The sequence below is a fragment of the Niveispirillum sp. genome (assembly GCF_052437035.1).
Lineage (GTDB): Bacteria > Pseudomonadota > Alphaproteobacteria > Azospirillales > Azospirillaceae > Niveispirillum.
In genome coordinates, this window is record NZ_JBQVOH010000005.1 from 245,363 (window position 1) to 262,121 (window position 16,759).

General features: G+C 64.3%; 17 protein-coding genes. 11 read left to right on the forward strand and 6 right to left on the reverse strand.

The window, feature by feature from the left end:
- Positions 1–5 precede the first annotated feature (5 nt).
- Both ACT6Q8_RS14835 and ACT6Q8_RS14840 read right to left on the reverse strand, forming a co-directional pair.
- On the reverse strand, positions 6–1,133 hold the full coding sequence (locus ACT6Q8_RS14835; RefSeq protein ID WP_082372687.1) for an AbrB family transcriptional regulator: 1,128 nt from the start codon (positions 1,131–1,133) through the stop codon (positions 6–8).
- On the reverse strand, positions 1,130–2,089 hold the full coding sequence (locus tag ACT6Q8_RS14840) for a succinylglutamate desuccinylase (protein ID WP_444733423.1): 960 nt from the start codon (positions 2,087–2,089) through the stop codon (positions 1,130–1,132). The genes ACT6Q8_RS14835 and ACT6Q8_RS14840 overlap by 4 nt, the downstream gene beginning before the upstream one ends.
- Positions 2,090–2,284: 195 nt before the next feature.
- Between ACT6Q8_RS14840 and ACT6Q8_RS14845 the strand changes: the two genes are divergently transcribed.
- Complete coding sequence (locus ACT6Q8_RS14845; RefSeq protein ID WP_054170240.1) at positions 2,285–3,145, forward strand: N-formylglutamate amidohydrolase; 861 nt, start codon at positions 2,285–2,287, stop codon at positions 3,143–3,145.
- A gap of 5 nt (positions 3,146–3,150) precedes the next feature.
- Here the strand turns inward: ACT6Q8_RS14845 and ACT6Q8_RS14850 are convergent, their stop codons facing one another.
- Together ACT6Q8_RS14850 and moaA are read right to left on the reverse strand one after the other, a co-directional pair.
- The gene (locus ACT6Q8_RS14850) at positions 3,151–3,924 is read right to left on the reverse strand and encodes an NAD kinase (protein ID WP_444733424.1); all 774 of its coding nucleotides are present in this window, start codon (positions 3,922–3,924) and stop codon (positions 3,151–3,153) included.
- Positions 3,925–3,981: 57 nt separating this feature from the next.
- Positions 3,982–5,004 (reverse strand): GTP 3',8-cyclase MoaA, encoded by a 1,023-nt coding sequence (gene moaA, locus ACT6Q8_RS14855; protein ID WP_444733425.1) that lies wholly within the window; start codon positions 5,002–5,004, stop codon positions 3,982–3,984.
- 144 nt (positions 5,005–5,148) lie between these two features.
- Here moaA and ACT6Q8_RS14860 point away from each other — a divergent pair, with 144 nt between their 5' ends.
- Positions 5,149–7,065 carry an AsmA family protein gene (locus ACT6Q8_RS14860; protein ID WP_444733426.1) on the forward strand — a complete coding sequence of 639 codons (1,917 nt, stop codon included), beginning with the start codon at positions 5,149–5,151 and terminating at the stop codon, positions 7,063–7,065.
- 47 nt (positions 7,066–7,112) lie between these two features.
- On the opposite strand, the gene ACT6Q8_RS14865 is transcribed toward ACT6Q8_RS14860, so the two are convergent.
- Positions 7,113–8,165, reverse strand: a complete 1,053-nt coding sequence (locus ACT6Q8_RS14865) for an aspartate-semialdehyde dehydrogenase (protein WP_444733427.1) — start codon at positions 8,163–8,165, stop codon at positions 7,113–7,115.
- A 351-nt stretch (positions 8,166–8,516) separates the two neighbouring features.
- On the opposite strand from ACT6Q8_RS14865, the gene ACT6Q8_RS14870 reads away from it, so the two are divergent.
- Entirely contained in the window at positions 8,517–8,876 is a 360-nt protein-coding gene (locus ACT6Q8_RS14870) for a hypothetical protein (RefSeq protein ID WP_054170236.1), read from the forward strand.
- Positions 8,877–8,993: 117 nt separating this feature from the next.
- Positions 8,994–9,500 carry a cupin domain-containing protein gene (locus tag ACT6Q8_RS14875; protein WP_054170235.1) on the forward strand — a complete coding sequence of 169 codons (507 nt, stop codon included), beginning with the start codon at positions 8,994–8,996 and terminating at the stop codon, positions 9,498–9,500.
- Between the two features lie 3 nt (positions 9,501–9,503).
- Here ACT6Q8_RS14875 and ACT6Q8_RS14880 read toward each other — a convergent pair whose 3' ends face one another.
- Entirely contained in the window at positions 9,504–9,686 is a 183-nt protein-coding gene (locus ACT6Q8_RS14880) for a DUF3553 domain-containing protein (RefSeq protein WP_054170234.1), read from the reverse strand.
- A 104-nt stretch (positions 9,687–9,790) separates the two neighbouring features.
- Between ACT6Q8_RS14880 and ACT6Q8_RS14885 the strand changes: the two genes are divergently transcribed.
- From ACT6Q8_RS14885 to ACT6Q8_RS14915, 7 genes are all read left to right on the forward strand, one after another.
- Positions 9,791–10,420, forward strand: coding sequence for a histidine phosphotransferase family protein (locus ACT6Q8_RS14885; RefSeq protein ID WP_444733428.1), 630 nt, complete (start codon positions 9,791–9,793; stop codon positions 10,418–10,420).
- A 309-nt stretch (positions 10,421–10,729) separates the two neighbouring features.
- Positions 10,730–13,441: a hybrid sensor histidine kinase/response regulator gene (locus tag ACT6Q8_RS14890; RefSeq protein ID WP_444733429.1), complete on the forward strand. Its 2,712-nt coding sequence runs from the start codon at positions 10,730–10,732 to the stop codon at positions 13,439–13,441.
- Positions 13,438–13,935 carry a chemotaxis protein CheW gene (locus ACT6Q8_RS14895; RefSeq protein ID WP_054170231.1) on the forward strand — a complete coding sequence of 166 codons (498 nt, stop codon included), beginning with the start codon at positions 13,438–13,440 and terminating at the stop codon, positions 13,933–13,935. The genes ACT6Q8_RS14890 and ACT6Q8_RS14895 overlap by 4 nt, the downstream gene beginning before the upstream one ends.
- Positions 13,936–13,962: 27 nt before the next feature.
- Positions 13,963–14,328 (forward strand): response regulator, encoded by a 366-nt coding sequence (locus tag ACT6Q8_RS14900; protein WP_054170230.1) that lies wholly within the window; start codon positions 13,963–13,965, stop codon positions 14,326–14,328.
- 21 nt (positions 14,329–14,349) lie between these two features.
- Positions 14,350–15,564 carry a protein-glutamate methylesterase/protein-glutamine glutaminase gene (locus tag ACT6Q8_RS14905; protein WP_444733430.1) on the forward strand — a complete coding sequence of 405 codons (1,215 nt, stop codon included), beginning with the start codon at positions 14,350–14,352 and terminating at the stop codon, positions 15,562–15,564.
- Positions 15,561–16,373, forward strand: coding sequence for a CheR family methyltransferase (locus ACT6Q8_RS14910; protein ID WP_054170228.1), 813 nt, complete (start codon positions 15,561–15,563; stop codon positions 16,371–16,373). The genes ACT6Q8_RS14905 and ACT6Q8_RS14910 overlap by 4 nt, the downstream gene beginning before the upstream one ends.
- 1 nt (position 16,374) lies before the next feature.
- Positions 16,375–16,725 (forward strand): DUF3703 domain-containing protein, encoded by a 351-nt coding sequence (locus ACT6Q8_RS14915; RefSeq protein WP_444733431.1) that lies wholly within the window; start codon positions 16,375–16,377, stop codon positions 16,723–16,725.
- Positions 16,726–16,759 lie beyond the last annotated feature (34 nt).

The window sequence follows — 16,759 nt, forward strand, 5'->3', positions numbered from 1 at the left end:
CTCCCTCAGGTGCCGGTCGGTCCCCGCTGACCGTCCTGCCATCGTCGCCAAAGGTGATAGGCGGCGGGGGCGAACAGGATGATAAGGACGATGCGGATGATGTGGTGCGTGGCGACAAAGGCTGCGTCCACATGCAGGGCCAGGGCCACCAAACTCATCTCCGCCAGCCCGCCCGGCGCATAAGCCAGGATTAGGGCCGCCAGATTCAGCCCCGTCAGCAGATGCACCAGCAGTGACAAGGCAAGCGTCACCAGCAGCAGCACCAGCGTCAGCCCCGCCGCGATGCCGGCGGTGCGCGCGATGCGCATAAGGGGCACCCGCTGGAACCGCCCGCCGATGGACGCCCCGATCACCACTTGGGCAGCGGCGACCAGCAGGCCTGGCGGCTTCACGGCGGTCAGGCCGGCCAGATGCAAGCCCGCGGACAGCAGCATGGGCCCCACCAGGATACCGGCGGGGATGCCGAGCTTCTGTGCCACCGGCGCGCCGATGAAGCAGACAGCGATGATGGCGTAATCGGTCAGGCTCAGTTCCCAGGGCCAGGGACCCAACCCATGCAGGCTCCAGTCCCGGCCCGCCGGGTCATAGCCGGGCAGGGCCTGGAAGGCGAAGGGCACCGTCATCACCACCAGCATGATCCGCAGGCTGTGGCCCAGTGCGATGGACCTGTCATCTCCGCCGGACGCACCGCCCATCAGCACCATTTCCGTGAACCCGCCCGGCATGGCCGTGAAGTAGGCGGTGGGCGGGTCATAGCGGGCGAAGCGTCGCAGATAGAAGGTACCCGCGGCGGCACCGATGATGATGTACACGGCCATGAAGATCAGGCTGACCGACCATTCGCCCAGATGGCCCAGCAGGCTGGGGGTGAAGGACGCGCCCAGCATGATGCCCAGCACGATCACCAGCCCATCGCGCAGCCGTGGCGGCACCATGGTGCGCACACCGCCCAATGCCGCGATGGTGGTGGCCAGCATGGCCCCGATCATGAAGGCCAGGGGCACATGCAGCTTGAAACAGATCGCCCCGCCGGCGGTGCCCAGCACCATGGCGGTGACAAAGGCCGGCCAGTCGAAGCGGCGTCCGCGCCGGGTCGGCGCCGGCGAAGGTCCTGTGTCTGGCGGCTCACTCATTCCACGAACCGGCCCAGCCTGACGGCGGTCTGCCCGCGTTCGGGGTGGCGTGACGGCATGATCATCACGCATTCATCATAGGGGGTGAGCAACGCCATCTCGCCATCCATGGCGAAGGGGGTGCCGGCAGCGGGAATGACATCCATACCCTGATATTCCTTACGGAACCGGAAACGATCGCTGCCTACCGTAATGGTTTCCGTCACCTCCACAAGCCGGGCGGGCGCCGGTTCGGCGGATGGCAGCCATGGGGACAGCGCAGATGCCGGCACGATCCCGGAAAGGTGCAGGAAACGCGCCGCAATCTGTGTTGCCACCTCGGCACTGTCGGGGTCCCAATGCTGCCCGCATTCGGCCAGCAGGGCGATGGGCCCCTGATCGCCCGCCGTAAAGCGCGGATGATCAATCAGGCGGCTGCCACCGGCATGGCCCCGGTCGGCAACCACGATGCCGGGCATGCCCAGCCGTATGGCCAGTTCCCGCCCGCGCGCCGATGGGCCGCACAGCATCAGGGGAATGCGGTCGGCCTGCATCGAATGCAGGTCCAGCAGCAGGTCTGCCTGGGCGAAGAACGGCCACAATTCCCGCGCCCGTCGCCGCTCCAGGCTGGGCCGCCCCTCGGCCAGGGACGTGGGGGACCAGACGCGGTTCATATCCTCATCCACGTAACGCGACATGATCGGGAATTGCGGATCAAACTGCGCAAACGCTTCCACATTGGCAAAGGTGATGCAAAGCGATCCGTGTGTCGGGCGTATGCCGGCTTCCAGCAGCCTTATGGCGGCAATGGCGCCTGAATATTCATTGCCATGCATTAATGCATTGATCAGGACATGCGGCCCTGGCCGTCCGCTGTCGAAATGATGGGCAAAGGGAATGTCTGTATTGCCTGCCTGCCAGGGTGTGATGTCGGGCGGCTGAAGATCATCGGGTGACAAGGGATCGATACGCGCCATGGTCCCTCCCCAGTGGGTAGCCTGTTACGCCATCTCCTGTAGTTGGCGTTTCGCCCCCAAAGGCAGGCATGTCTTCTGTGCTATCGACGCCGGCCCCGACCCCAAGGTATAGGTTCCAAGTCAATTCGATGAAAGGGCGGTTTCATTTCCGCAGGCCCTTCATCGCTGATTTTCCGCAGCCGGAGACGGGGTTGAATGAGTTTGGTGATCGATGATGTGGTCGTCCGGCATGATCCGGTCGGGCCCGCGGTCCCGCTGCTGTTCGACAGCCCGCATAGCGGTACGCGCTATCCGGCGGATTTCGATTTCACCTGCCCGTTCCCCCTGCTGCGTCAGGCGGAGGATACGCATGTGGATGAGCTGTTCTCCATGGTCCCCGACATGGGGGCGACCTTCATCTGCGCCCTGTTCCCCCGCTCCTACATCGATGTGAACCGGGCGCCGGACGATATCGATCCGTCTATGCTGGATGGCGAATGGCCGGAGCCGGTGAACCCGTCACCCAAAAGCGTGGCGGGCATGGGGCTGGTCCGTCATCTCTGCCGGCCCGGCGTGCCCATGTATGATGGGCGACTGCCGGTCGGTGCCGTTCAGGACCGGATCGAGAACTACTGGCGCCCCTATCACGAGCTTCTGTCGGAAAGCCTGGATGCGATGCATGGGCGGTTCGGGGCCGTCTATCACATCAATTGCCATTCCATGCCGTCCTTCGTGATCGGCCCGGACCGGCAATCGCCCGATTTCGTGATCGGCGACCGCGATGGCACCACGTCGGAGTCGGGTTTCACCCGGCTGATCGTGGGCACATTGCGGGGCATGGGCTACAATGTCCGCCTGAACGATCCCTACAAGGGCGTGGAACTGGTCCGCCGCTATTCCTGCCCGCCGCGTGGCCGCAACTCGTTGCAGCTGGAAATCGACCGCCGGCTTTACATGGATGAAGAGACGCTGGAACCCCATGCCGGCTTCCAGGAACTGCGCGCCAATCTGGCGACGCTGGTCCGTGTCATGCGCGATTACGCGCTGGACCGCACGGGGCGCATGGCGGCGGAATAGGGGTACTACGGCGTGAACTGCTCCTTCAGGATGCGTTCCTCCAGCGCCATTTCCGGGTCGAACAACAGGGTACAGGCGACCTTGCGGTCTTCGCTGATCTCGACCCGCGCCACATCGCGCACTTCGGTAAAGTCGGCCACCGCGCTGACCGGTCGCTTGGACGGTTCCAGCACGTCGAACTGAATGCGGGCTGTATGCGGCAGCAGCGCCCCGCGCCAGCGGCGGGGGCGAAAGGCGCTGATCGGCGTCAGGGCCAGGATATCGGCACCCAGCGGCAGAATCGGGCCATGGGCCGACAGGTTGTAGGCGGTACTGCCGGCAGGGGTGGAGACCAGCGCCCCGTCGCAGGTCAGTTCCGGCATCCGTTCCCGCCCGTCCACCGTGACGCGCAGCTTGGCCGCCTGCCGCGTCTCACGCAGCAGGGAGACCTCGTTGAAGGCCAGGCCCTCGATCTCCACGCCCTCCCGCGTCATCGCCTTCATCCGCAGCGGATGCAGCACCACGCGCTGCGCCCGCATCAGGCGGCGGGTCAGCCCATCCTCGCTATAATCATTCAGCAGGAAACCGACGGAGCCGCGGTTCATGCCATAGACGGGCACGCCCCGGAACAGATAGCGGTGCAGGGTTTCCAGCAGGAAGCCATCCCCCCCCAGCGCCACGATGATCCCCGCCTCTTCCGGCGGGACACCGGCGTAGCGGACGGCAAGCCTGTCCCTGGCGGCGCGCGCATCCGGCGTATCGGCGGCGACGAAGGCAAGCGGCACGGGGGTCTGTGACAAGGCGTTGTTCCCGGTATCACGGCAGAGAGGGACAGTACCCTATGCGTGGGCTGCTTCTCAACCGCCGGTGACGCTCATATGCCGGCCCACGGCGGGGCCACGGTCGCGGCCAATGATGAAATCATGGCCCTTGGGCTTACGGGTGATGGCGTCACGGATGGATGCGTGCAGCAGGCTGTCGTCTGTGCTGGCGCGCAGCGGTGCCCGCAGGTCGACCGCATCCTCCTGGCCTAAGCACATATACATCGTGCCGGTGCAGGTGACGCGGACGCGGTTGCAGGACTCGCAGAAATTATGGGTCATGGGCGTGATGAAGCCCAGGCGGCGGCCCGTTTCCCGCACGGTGACATAGCGGGCGGGACCGCCGGTGCGGTGGGTGCTGTCCATCAGGGTCCAGCGCTTTTCCAGATCGGCGCGCACATCGCGCAGCGACAGGAACTGTTCCTCGCGCACGGCCCCGCCGCCATTGCCATCCATGTCGCCCAGCGGCATGACCTCGATCAGGGTCAGGTCAAAGCCCTTTTCCCCGCACCAGGCCAGCATAGGGTCGAGTTCCTGATCGTTGACGCCTTTCAGCGCCACGGCATTGATCTTGACCTCCAGCCCGGCAGCCCGCGCCGCCTCCAGCCCGTCCAGCACCTGGGCCAGCCGGCCCCAGCGGGTGATGGCGGCGAAACGGTCGGGGTCCAGCGTATCGACCGACACATTGATGCGGCGAACCCCGGCGGCGCGCAGGTCGTCGGCATATTTGGCCAGCTGGCTGCCATTGGTGGTCAGCGTCAGCTCTTCCAGCGCGCCCGACGCCACATGACGGCCCAGGCTGCGGATCAGTTCCATGATGTTGCGGCGGACCAGCGGTTCCCCGCCCGTCAGGCGTAGCTTACGCGTGCCCAGCGCCACGAAGGACGAACAGAGCCGGTCCAGTTCCTCCAACGACAGGATGTCGGCCTTAGGCAGGAAGGCCATATCCTCCGACATGCAATAGACGCAGCGGAAGTCGCAGCGGTCCGTCACCGATACGCGCACATAGGTGATGGCGCGGCCAAACGGATCGATCAAAGGGGCGGGGGATATGGTCATCGTCCGCTGGATATAGCGCCTATGGCGCGCCGCTCCAAGACCGACCCGAACGAAAGATGCTGTATTCGGCCTTGTTTTGGGCAAGTTGGGCTGCTTGACTGGCAATCAACAAGACCAACCCGCTCCGGAAGAGACGGACCAGACATGCGTAAGTTTGCTTTCATCCTGTCCCTTTTGCTGCTGGTGCCCATCGGGGCGGCGGTGGCGCTGCCGTTTCTGGTGCCCGTGGGCGCCATCGTGGCGGAGGTGGAAAGGCAGGTGGAGGCGGCGACAGGCCGGGCGCTGACCATCAAGGGCCGGGTCGATCTCTCCTATTTCCCGTCCATCGCCGTGACCGCCGATCAGGTGCATTTCGCCGGCATCCGCCAGGGTGAAGACCTGCTGGCGGTGCAGCAGCTGGCGGTGCGCCTGCGCCTGATGCCACTGCTGCGCGGCAAGGCGGAGGTGGAGAAATTCGTGCTGACGGCCCCCGTCATCGATCTGACGGTGGATAAGCAGGGCAAGCCCAACTGGGATGTCTCCCTCGCCGCCGCGCCGGCCCCTGCCGATCATGCCAGCCCCGGCTTCATGTCCGACCTGTCGCTGGCGGAGGTGGAGATCGTCGATGGCCGCCTGCGCTATACCGACGCCCGCACCGGCATGGTGCGGGAGGCGACGGATGTGGATGTCACCTTGTCCCTGCCGGACCTGGACGGTCCGCTGACCCTGGAGGCGGCACTGCTGCTGAACGGCACGCCCGTTACCTTGGACTTGGGGATCGAGCCGGTGCGTCCGCTTCTGTCGGGCGGCAAGGCCGGGATGGCACTGCGCGTGGCGGGAGCTGGTACCGGGCTGGATGTGAAGGGGCAGTTGGAACGGCAGGGGGAGGCGCCCTTGTCGCTGTCCGGTGATCTGTCGCTGACCGTCACGTCCCTGGCCGACCTGATGAAGGTGGCGACGGGGGGCGTGCCGTCTGACCTGCCGGTTGATGACCTGACCATGACCGGCAAATTGTCGGGCACGCCGTCGCGTCTGGCGCTGGCCGGCCTGTCGGCCAAAGCGGGCGACCTAACGGCCAATGGCAATCTGTCGTTGAAGCTGGACGGAGCGCGCCCGGCGCTGGGCGGCAGCCTGTCGCTACCGAAGCTGGAACTGGACCGCTACCTTCCCGCCCCCGCTGCGCCCGATCCGGCGGCACCGGCGCCGGAGGTGGGGCCGGCAGGGTGGAGCAAGGAACGCATCGACCTGTCGGCCTTGAAAAACGCTGATCTGGACATGACCCTGCAATTGGCCGGGCTGCTGGTGAAGGGTGTGGAGGTCGGGGCCACGACCCTGACCTTGAAGCTGACCGACGGGCGGCTGAATGCCGGGCTGGCCGACACCGCCCTGTTCGGCGGCACCATCGGTGGCAAGCTGACGCTGGATGCCGGGCGGCAGACGAACGCCCTGACCGTGGCGGCGCATGCCAAGGGCGTGCAGGCCGAGCCGTTGCTGACCCGTTTCGCCGGGTTTGACAAGCTGTCGGGCGCCACCGACGCCAATATCGATATCCGGGCCAGCGGCACCAATCAGCAGGAACTGGTGGGCAGCCTGAATGGCGGCGGCAATGTCCTGTTCCTGAATGGGGCTGTGAAGGGCGTCAATCTGGCGCAGATCGTGCGCAGCGCCATCGGCCACGCCAGTGCGGAGCCGCCGCAGACCGACTTTGCCGAAATGGGCGGCACCTTCACCCTGACCGATGGGGTCGCCGCGACCGAGGATTTCCACCTTCTGGCCCCGCTGCTGCGTGTCGCTGGCAAGGGCAATATCAACCTGGCTTCCAAGCGCGTGGACATGCGCCTGTCGCCCAAGCTGGTGGGCAGCCTGGAAGGGCAGGGGACCACGCGCATCGATGTCGATGGCATCACGGTACCGGTGCGCGTGCGCGGGCCCTTCGACAATCTCTCCTGGACCCCCGACCTGTCCTCCTCCGTCAAGGCCGCCCTGAAGGACCCCAAGAAGGCGCAGGATGCGCTGGAAAAGCTGAAGACCAAGGACGGTGCAAAGGGTCTGCTGAAGGGGTTGTTGGGTAAGAAGCAGTAGGGGTTGATCGGGTGTGGTGAGGGGCATCCCTCACCACACCCGATCCCTTACCCGACCAGCCGCTGCAGGATCTGCACGGCGTTCAGGGCCGCACCCTTCAGCAACTGATCGCCCGCCAGGAACAGAGCGATGGAGCGGCCCGACGGGTCGCCCAGGTCGCGGCGGATGCGGCCGACCAGCACATCGCCCTGGCCCGAGGCTTCATTGGGCATGGGGAAGTGGTTGGCCCCGATATCATCGACAATCCGCACGCCGGGTGCATCGCGCAGGATGGCGCGCACCTCTTCCGGGCTCACCACCTCATCAAACTCCACCGTTACCGCCATGGAATGGGCGCGCAGAACGGGCACGCGGACGCAGGTGATGGAGATATGCAGGTCGGGACGGCGCATGATCTTGCGCGTCTCCTCGATCACCTTCTCCTCCTCGCCATTGTAGCCCGTCTGCGGATTGACGTCGGCATTGTGGGAGAAGACGTTGAAGGCGTAGGGATGCTTCAGGACCTTCGGTTCGTAATGTTCGCCGGCCAGATAGGCGGCGGTGGAGAGGCGCAGCTCCTCCATAGCCGCCGCACCCGCACCGCTGGCCGCCTGATAGGTGGCGATATTCACGCGGCGGATGGTGTGGCGGGCGTTCAGCGGGGCCAGCGGGACGGTGGCGATGATGGCAACGCAGTTGGGATTGGCGATGATGCCGGGCTGCGTCGGGATCACGTCCAGGTTCACCTCCGGCACGACCAGCGGAATGGCCTCATCCATGCGGAAGGCGGATGAATTGTCGATGACGACGGCGCCGGCGGCCACGGCCTTGGGTCCGAACGCCTTCGAAATGCCGCTGCCGGCGGAGAACAGGGCGTAATCAATGCCCTGGAAGCTGTCATCGGTCAGTTCCTCGATCACCAGTTCGCCACCGGCGAAGGGCACGCGCTGACCGGCGGAGCGCTTTGACGCCAGCAGCCGCACGGTGGACAGGTTCAGGCCCGACTTTTCCAGGCATTCACGGATTTCGACGCCCACGGCACCGGTGGCACCAACAACGGCCACGGAAATGGCCTGCTTAGCGGCTTCGTTCAGGTTTTCGGGGGCAACGCGGATATTCATGGACCCTGTTCCTTGGCATCGTCTGTGCCGGAGACGGGGTCTGGTCCACCATTGGCCGCCCCGTCCGTTCCCGGCGGGGCATCTGGCTTTTGTCGTTCGCGTCAGGCCGCGCGCATGACAAAAAGCCCGCCCCGCAGGGTGGTCTTTTTAGTCATGGTGGTAGTGGTCTGGGTGCGCTTCGACATGGGCTTGACGATGCCGTTCGGGCAGCCTTGTGTAAACCCGCTGCCGGCGCGCGGGGTCCTTGCGTCAGCCGCATGGCACACTGTTTCCAGACTATTTGTTGCGGTTTTCTGCGGACGGTGGGACTATATAGCCGAGAGTGATTGTACCTGAAGGGTGCGTGTTTAGATGTCCGTGGAATTGACCGACCCCAAAACCTTGGAAGCGATTGGGATTCTCGCTGGTGCTCTTGACGATGTCACAGGGCCGGAGCGTCTGGAATGCCTGATGGCTGCCAACGCGTTGCGTCAGGTTGTGGAAACCCGGTCGGAAAATGCACTGGTTTTCGCGCAGCAGGCCTTTGAGTCCCTGGATGAGGATGTGCGTCGCCGGGTGGAGAATGAAGCCACGACCCACGCCATCAAGGTGGTCGAGCAGGCCAAGAAGAAGCCCAACCCCCGCATGGTGCGTGCGCAGCGCCCGAAGGCCAGCGGCAGCTTCCTGGACGCCCTGAATGGCGGCCAGTTGAAGACCGAGCGGAAGTGGTAAGCGGCGGCTTTGCCCCCGCTTATCTGGCTATGATGAAGGCGCCCTGGACCGGGCGCTTTTTTTGTGTTTTGATTGCGAACAAATCAAGTACAAAATCAAAAAAGACGGGGGTTCGCCATGGCTGATGCCGGTATTGTGCCCATCATTAATCTGGACAGCCTCAATCCCGATGGCTTCCCGGCTGAGCATGGGCCCAAGGGGGAGACGGCGGAACGGTTCGCGCCATTGATCGCCCGGATCGGTCCCTTGATCGGCGCGCGCCATCTGGGCTGCATGCTGACGGTGCTGCCCCCTGGCAAACGCGCCTTTCCCTTTCATAACCATCGGGTGAACGAGGAACTGTTCATCATTCTGGAAGGGACGGGGACCTTGCGCCTGGGCGATGGCCAGCATCCGCTGCGGGCGGGCGACATCGTCTCCTGCCCGCCGGGCGATGCCTCGACCGCGCATCAGATCATCAATGATGGGGATGTGGATCTGCGCTATCTGGGCATCAGCACCATGATGTCGCCCGACATCGTGGATTATCCCGACAGCGGCAAGATCGGCATCTCCCATGTCGGCAGCGGCATGCGCATGATCACGCGGCCCGGTGCCGCCGTGAATTATTGGGAGGATGAGTGAGGGTCACCCCTCCTCGTCCGGGTCCACAATGTCCAGCGATATGGCGGCGGCATTGATCAGCAGCTTGCCGGCATGTTCGAAATTCACCGTCACCCGCTGGCCCACCACGGACTGCACCTGACCCAGTCCCCAGTCAGGCTGCGACGGGTGGCGGACAAAAATGCCGGGGGCCAGGATGTCGGACATTTGAATGGTTTCCAGTTGGGTGGCACCAGCCTATCCTACCCGCCGGTGACATGGCACGCCATCCCCGGCGGGGGAGGGGCTGTGCCCCAGCGCTGAGGATGCGGATGAGCTTGGGAATTCGGGCCGTGGAGCTGCTCTGCTCCCGCCTGTGCCATGATCTGGTGGGACCGGTCGGGGCCATCAATAATGGCGTCGAACTGCTGGACGAAGGCGGTGACAGCGGCGGCGAAGCGCTGGATCTGATCGCCGACAGTGCAGAGACTGCTGCCGCCCGGCTGCGGCTGTATCGCGTGGCGCTGGGTGCGGCGGGCGGGCAGTCGCTGTCGGCTGGTGATGCCCGTACAGCCTTGGAAGGCTGGTTCCGGGGCGGCAAGGTCCGGCTGGAATGGACCGCCACGCCGTTCGATCCGGCGCCCGGCCTGTTGAAAACCGCGCTGCTGGCCGCTCTGCTGGCGGAAGAGGCGTTGCCGCGTGGCGGTTCCGTGCGTGTGACGGGCGACGATGGCGGCATCCGGGTTGTGGCGGCCGGCACCGGCTGCGCACTGCGTCCGGAAATGGTGCCGGCCCTTGCCGGACAGGTCGCGGAGACGGAGCTTGGACCCCGCTCCGTCCTCTCTCACGCTACTCCCCTTTTGGCCAGGGCTTATGGATTGTCATTCGGCGTGGAAAATCCCGCCGGAGGAGGGCCAGGGGGAGGAGAGGTGCAGTTCCGAATCCGGGCTGGCCAGGAGTGATTTTCCCTTCGGATCAGGGGCGATGATGCGCTTTGCCAACTGTTCAACCACACCGGGAGCGGGGTCGGGGTGGCTTGTTCCAGGGCGTGTCATATCCTAATGGCCGAACCTAACCGAAAAGAGGTAATGTTCCCCTTGCCAAAGCCATGTCCGACAGGCCATCAATTCCCACACGAGACACCAATTTTAACCGAATTCCGACACTCTTCATTGGCCGACGGTCGGCCGGGCGCGTACAAGGGTTCTTCATCGGACTGAAGACCGGCGTATGACGCGGAAACTGGGATTTCCCGAAACGGGGCGTGGACCATGGATGATCTGCTGAGTGAATTCCTCACTGAGACCAATGAGAACCTCGCCGTCCTCGACGTCGAGCTGGTGAAGCTGGAGCAGAACCCCAACGATCCGGGGCTGTTGTCGAACATCTTCCGTCTGGTTCACACGATCAAGGGCACCTGCGGCTTCCTGGGGCTGCCCCGGCTGGAATCGGTGGCGCATGCCGGCGAGAACGTGCTGGGCAAGTTCCGCGATGGCGAGCTGCATGTCTCCCCTTATGCCGTGTCGCTGATCCTCGAATCGCTGGACACGATCAAGGGTATCCTTTCCGTTCTGGAAGCGACCGAGGCGGAACCGCCGGGTGGCGATCAGGACCTGATCGACCGGCTGAACGCCATGGCCGAGGGCAAGGAAGTGCCGAAGGCCGGTGCCGCCGCTGCGCCGGCCCCGGTGGCTGCCGCGCCGGAAAACGACCCCGAAGAGCTGTTTACGCCTGTCCCGGCGCATCTGACGCATACGCTGGCCCCTGCTGCACCGCCGCCCCCGCCGCCGCCGACCCCGGCCCCTGTGGCCAAGGTGGAAGCGCCGGCCCCCGTGGTCGAGGCTGCTGCCCCGCCGCCGGCACCGCCGCCTCCCCCGCCGCCCCGTGCCGAGCCGCAGGACGATGTGCGTGGCGAGTCCAAGGAAAGCGCCCTGGCCCAGCAGACCATCCGCGTGCATGTGGACCTGCTGGAAAACCTGATGACCATGGTTTCCGAGCTGGTGCTGACCCGTAACCAGCTGTTGCAGATCCTGCGCTCGCAGAAGGACAGCGAGTTTGCGGCCCCCTTGCAGCGCCTGAACCATGTGACGTCGGAGCTGCAGGAAGGCGTCATGAAGACGCGCATGCAGCCCATCGGCAATGCCTGGGCCAAGCTGCCGCGTCTGGTCCGCGATCTCAGCCACGAACTTCACAAGAAGATCGAGCTGCAGATGCTGGGGGCCGAGACGGAACTGGACCGTCAGGTCCTGGAACTGATTAAGGACCCGCTGACCCACATGGTCCGCAATTCCGGCGACCATGGCCTGGAAATCCCCGCCGACCGCGTTGCTGCCGGCAAGTCGGAAACGGGCCGCATCACCCTGAACGCCTATCACGAGGGCGGTCACATCATCATCGAGATCGCGGACGATGGCCGCGGCCTCGCGCTGTCCAAGATCAAGGCCAAGATTATCCAGAACGGTCTGGCGACCGAGTCGGAATTGGCCCAGATGTCGGATCAGCAGATCCAGCAGTTCATCTTCAAGCCCGGCTTCTCCACCGCCGCCAAGGTCACGTCCGTGTCGGGCCGTGGCGTGGGCATGGACGTGGTTAAGACCAATATCGAGAAGATCGGCGGCACCATCGAGATGCGGTCGGTCGAAGGCCGTGGCACGACCTTCACCATCAAGATCCCGCTGACGCTCGCCATCGTCTCGGCCCTGATTGTCGAGTGCGCGTCCGAACGCTTCGCCGTCCCGCAGATCAGCGTGATCGAGCTGGTGCGTGCCGCCAGCGACAGCGAGCACAAGATCGAGCGCATCAACGGCGCCCCGGTCCTGCGCCTGCGCAACCGCCTGCTGCCGCTGGTCAGCCTGCAGAATCTGTTGAAGCTGGGCGTGGCCGATGATGACGACAAGCGCGAGACGTTCATCGTTGTCAGCCAGGTCGGTAATTACACGTTTGGCATCATCGTCGACCGCGTCTTCGACACCGAAGAAATCGTGGTGAAGCCGGTGGCGCCGATCCTGCGCCATATCGAGCTGTTCTCCGGCAACACGATCCTGGGCGATGGCTCGGTGATCATGATCCTGGACCCCAACGGCATCGCCACCGCGTCCGGTTCCATGGGCGGCACTGCCGACAATGCCCAGACCGCCGCGCAGGAAGTGGCGAAGGCCGCCCGCCGCGAGGACGACAAGATGGCACTGCTCCTGTTCAGCGCCGGGGAGGGCGGCCCGAAGGCCGTGCCGTTGTCGCTGGTCGCTCGCCTGGAGGATGTCGATCTCAATCTGGTCGAACTGTCCAATGGCGAGCCGGTGGTGCAGTACCGTGGCAAGCTCATGCCGCTGGTGCCCATCGACCCGAACTGGAAGATCACCCGCGACAAGCGCCAGCCCGTGGTGGTGTTCGCCGATGGCGACCGGTCCATGGGTCTGGTCGTGGACGAGATCGTCGACATCGTCGAGGATCGGCTTCAGGTTGAGCTGGGGACGGAACGTCAGGGTTTCCTGGGCTCCGCCATCATCGCCAACAAGGCGACCGACGTCATCGATGCCGGATTCTACCTGACCCGTGCCTTCAAGGACTGGTTCGGCAACGCCCATGAAAGCTTCGAGGATGAGCGCCAGCACCGCGTGCTGCTGGTCGATGACAGCCCGTTCTTCCGCAACCTTCTGACGCCGCTGCTGACCGTTTCCGGTTACGACGTCACAGCTGTCGAAAGTGCCGACGAGGCGCTGGCGCTCAGCGAGTCGGGTGAGGATTTCGATGTCATCGTCTCCGACATCGAAATGCCGGGCATGAGCGGTCTGGATTTTGCCCAGGCGGTCCGTGCCTCGGCCCGCTGGTCAGGGACGCCGATGGTGGCCCTGTCCAGCCATGCCGCACCGCGCGATCTGGAGCGTGGCCGTCAGGCCGGCTTCAATGATTACGTTGCCAAGTTCGACCGTGAGGCTCTTCTCCTCACCCTGCAGCAGACCATTGCCGAGAAAGGTGCCGCATGAGTGCCCGTCTCCCCGCCGTTAAAAAGGCCGGTTCCCAGGAAATCGCCACCGTGAAGAACGAGGATTTCGTCACGGCGACCATCGCGAACCAGCTGTTCGGCATCCCGGTGCTGCAGGTCCAGGACGTCCTGGGTCCGCAGAAGATCACCCGCATTCCGCTGGCGCCGCCAGAGGTTGCCGGTTCGCTGAACCTGCGCGGCCGCATCGTCACCGCCATTGATGTCCGTCTGCGTCTGGGCCTTCCGCCCCGTCCAGCCGATGGCAAGCCGGTGATGAGCATCGTGGTGGACCATAAGGGGGAGCTGTATTCCCTGATGGTCGACAATGTCGGTGAGGTGCTTTCGCTGTCCTCGGATGACTTCGAACGTCATCCGGCGACCCTTGATCCGCGCTGGCGGGAGATCTCAACGGGTATTTATCGCCTGAAAGAGACCCTGCTTGTCGTTCTCGATGTCTCAAAGCTGCTGAACTTTGCTAACATCGAAGCGGCCTAACCCGCTCCCGGCAATCGAGGTCCGTTGATGAAGTCCTGTCTGGTCGTCGATGACAGCCGCGTTGTCCGCAAGGTGGCGCGCAAGATTCTGGAAGAACTCAGCTTCTCCTGCGATGAGGCTGAGGATGGCAAGCAGGCCATGGAATATTGCGCCAAGCGGATGCCTGACGCGATTCTGCTGGACTGGAACATGCCGGTCATGACCGGTATCGAGTTCCTGCGCCGGCTGCGCAAGATGACGGGCGGGGATACCCCCAGGGTCGTTTTCTGCACCACGGAAAACGATCTCGCCCATATCCAGGAAGCCCTGTCGGCCGGTGCGAATGAGTACATCATGAAGCCGTTCGACAGCGACATCATCCAAACCAAGTTCCAGCAGGTCGGCCTCCTCTGAGGCTGTCCGGGATTGCAGGCAATGAACGAGCTTCCCGGAAAGACGGTGCCGGCCACGGCACCGACCGGAATAGAGCCCTACCGGGTTATGGTGGTGGATGACAGTGCCGTCATCCGCGGCCTGCTGACCCGTTCGCTGGAGGGTGACCCGGAGGTGAAGGTGGTCGCCTCCGTCGCCAATGGGCAGATGGCGATCAACACGCTTCAGCGGCAGACCATCGACGTCATCGTGCTGGATATCGAGATGCCGGTGCTGGACGGGCTGTCCGCCCTGCCGCACCTGCTGAACGTTGATCCGCACGTCAAGATCGTCATGGCATCGACCCTGACGGCCAAGAATGCGGATATCAGCCTGCGCGCGCTGAAGGCTGGTGCGGCGGATTACATCCCCAAGCCGTCCTCTACGCGCGAACTGACCAGCGCCGATGATTTCAAACGGGAACTGACGGAAAAGGTGAAGGCCCTGGGCATGGCGGCCCGCAAGGCCGACCCGCGCAAGGGTCAGGCTGCTGCGACCCCGGCCACGCCGGGCGCATCGCCCATGCCGCGCCCCACGCCCGTTGGCAATGTCGCGCCGACCACCAGCTTCACGCTGGCCACGCCCATCCGGCCCAAGCCGGAGCCGGGCCCGGTCACGCTGCGTCCGCTGCCGGATTTCCGGCCCGACATCCTGGCCATCGGCAGTTCGACGGGAGGGCCGCAAGCCCTGTTCGAGGTGCTGAGCCATCTGAAGGATGTGAAGCAGCCGATCCTGATTACCCAGCACATGCCCGCCACCTTCACCACCATCCTGGCCGAGCACATCACCCGCCAATGCGGCGTGCAGTGCGCAGAGGCCAAGGAAGGCGAAGTGATCGTGGGTGGCCGCGCCTATGTGGCACCGGGTGATTTCCATATGCTGGTGGTTCAGAAGAACGGGCAGAATTGTCTGACCCTGACCAAGGATCCGCCGGAGAATTTCTGCCGTCCGGCCGTGGACCCGATGCTGCGCAGCATCGTCCGGGCCTATGGCAAGCGGGTGTTGGTGACCATTCTGACCGGCATGGGGCATGACGGGCAGCGTGGTTCTGAAGTGGTTGTCCAGGCCGGCGGTGCCGTTCTGGGCCAGGATGAACCTTCCTCGGTGGTGTGGGGCATGCCGGGGGCGGTGGCGAACGCGGGGCTGTGCAGTGCCGTCTTGCCATTGAAGGAAATCGGGCCTTACATTCGTAAGATCGCATTGAGGCAGGCAGCATGAAGGTCGAAGATTTCGATATGTTCTGCACCCTGCTGAGGCAGCGGTCGGGTCTGGTCCTGACCCCCGACAAGGCCTATCTGCTGGAAAGCCGGTTGATGCCGGTTGCCCGCAAATGGAGTCTGAAAGGGCTGGATGAACTGGCCGCCGCTGTGCGCAGCAAGCGGGATGAGGCGTTGCTCCGCGACATCACGGAAGCAATGACCACGAACGAAAGTTCGTTCTTCCGCGACCAGAAGCCATTTGACCAGTTCAAGGCGGTGGTGCTGCCGGCGTTGCTGGCCAGCCGTGCCGCCAAGCGGACCATCCGCATCTGGTCCGCCGCCTGCTCGTCCGGCCAGGAAGCCTATTCGCTTTCCATGCTGCTGAACGAGGAAGGGGCGAAGCTGGCCGGTTGGCGGATCGAGATCATCGGCACCGACCTGTCGGGCGAAATGGTGAACAAGGCCAAGGCCGGCCTCTACACCCAGTTTGAGGTGCAGCGCGGCCTGCCCATCACCCATCTGGTGAAGTATTTCAAGCAGGTGGGCGACAAGTGGCAGCTGAATGACGAGATCCGTAACAAGGTCCAGTTCCGCGAATACAACCTGCTGACCGACCTGACCCCGCTGGGCCAGTTCGATGTCATCTTCTGCCGCAACGTCCTGATCTATTTTGATCAGCCGACCAAGGGCAAGGTGCTGGAAGCCATGGCCAAGCTGCTGCCGCCGGATGGCGTGCTTTACCTTGGTGGCGCCGAAACAGTTCTGGGTATCACGGAAAAGTTCAAGCCGATGGAAGGCCAGCGCGGTCTTTACATCCTGGCCAAGTAACATGCCGGACCTCCGCGCCCTGGTGGAAGATGAACTTGTCTCCTACCGCCAGGCGCGGGCCGGTGGGGATGTGGCCGCCGCCTGGGCGGCACTGGAACGCGCCCATATCCTGGGCCAGATGGATTGGTGGCAGCATGCCCGCGTGCATCTGCTGATGCTGAACCTGGGGCTGGCCACGGGTGACTGGCGGGAAATCAGGGGGCAACTGTTCCGGCTTGTCCTTGCCGTGCCTGGCTCCGTCACGGGAAGGGCACCGCTTGGCAACAGCGGTCGCTCCAATATCTCGGCGTTCCTACCACAGCCGATTGCGCCCGATCTGGCCGCCAAGCTGAATGGCCGCCCATCCCCGTAAGGCCGATCCTATCCCCCTGCGCGCATTCCTTCGC

Excerpts from the sequence above, each read along its gene's own strand:
- ACT6Q8_RS14870 (WP_054170236.1), top strand. The coding sequence starts at position 8,517 with ATGTCCGTGGAATTGACCGACCCCAAAACCTTGGAAGCGATTGGGATT.
- ACT6Q8_RS14905 (WP_444733430.1), top strand. The coding sequence starts at position 14,350 with ATGAACGAGCTTCCCGGAAAGACGGTGCCGGCCACGGCACCGACCGGA.
- ACT6Q8_RS14845 (WP_054170240.1), top strand. The coding sequence starts at position 2,285 with ATGAGTTTGGTGATCGATGATGTGGTCGTCCGGCATGATCCGGTCGGG.
- ACT6Q8_RS14910 (WP_054170228.1), top strand. The coding sequence starts at position 15,561 with ATGAAGGTCGAAGATTTCGATATGTTCTGCACCCTGCTGAGGCAGCGG.
- ACT6Q8_RS14835 (WP_082372687.1), bottom strand. The coding sequence starts at position 1,133 with ATGAGTGAGCCGCCAGACACAGGACCTTCGCCGGCGCCGACCCGGCGC.
- ACT6Q8_RS14840 (WP_444733423.1), bottom strand. The coding sequence starts at position 2,089 with ATGGCGCGTATCGATCCCTTGTCACCCGATGATCTTCAGCCGCCCGAC.
- ACT6Q8_RS14865 (WP_444733427.1), bottom strand. The coding sequence starts at position 8,165 with ATGAATATCCGCGTTGCCCCCGAAAACCTGAACGAAGCCGCTAAGCAG.
- ACT6Q8_RS14885 (WP_444733428.1), top strand. The coding sequence starts at position 9,791 with ATGAGCTTGGGAATTCGGGCCGTGGAGCTGCTCTGCTCCCGCCTGTGC.
- ACT6Q8_RS14875 (WP_054170235.1), top strand. The coding sequence starts at position 8,994 with ATGGCTGATGCCGGTATTGTGCCCATCATTAATCTGGACAGCCTCAAT.
- ACT6Q8_RS14915 (WP_444733431.1), top strand. The coding sequence starts at position 16,375 with ATGCCGGACCTCCGCGCCCTGGTGGAAGATGAACTTGTCTCCTACCGC.
- ACT6Q8_RS14900 (WP_054170230.1), top strand. The coding sequence starts at position 13,963 with ATGAAGTCCTGTCTGGTCGTCGATGACAGCCGCGTTGTCCGCAAGGTG.
- ACT6Q8_RS14860 (WP_444733426.1), top strand. The coding sequence starts at position 5,149 with ATGCGTAAGTTTGCTTTCATCCTGTCCCTTTTGCTGCTGGTGCCCATC.
- moaA (WP_444733425.1), bottom strand. The coding sequence starts at position 5,004 with ATGACCATATCCCCCGCCCCTTTGATCGATCCGTTTGGCCGCGCCATC.
- ACT6Q8_RS14890 (WP_444733429.1), top strand. The coding sequence starts at position 10,730 with ATGGATGATCTGCTGAGTGAATTCCTCACTGAGACCAATGAGAACCTC.
- ACT6Q8_RS14895 (WP_054170231.1), top strand. The coding sequence starts at position 13,438 with ATGAGTGCCCGTCTCCCCGCCGTTAAAAAGGCCGGTTCCCAGGAAATC.
- ACT6Q8_RS14880 (WP_054170234.1), bottom strand. The coding sequence starts at position 9,686 with ATGTCCGACATCCTGGCCCCCGGCATTTTTGTCCGCCACCCGTCGCAG.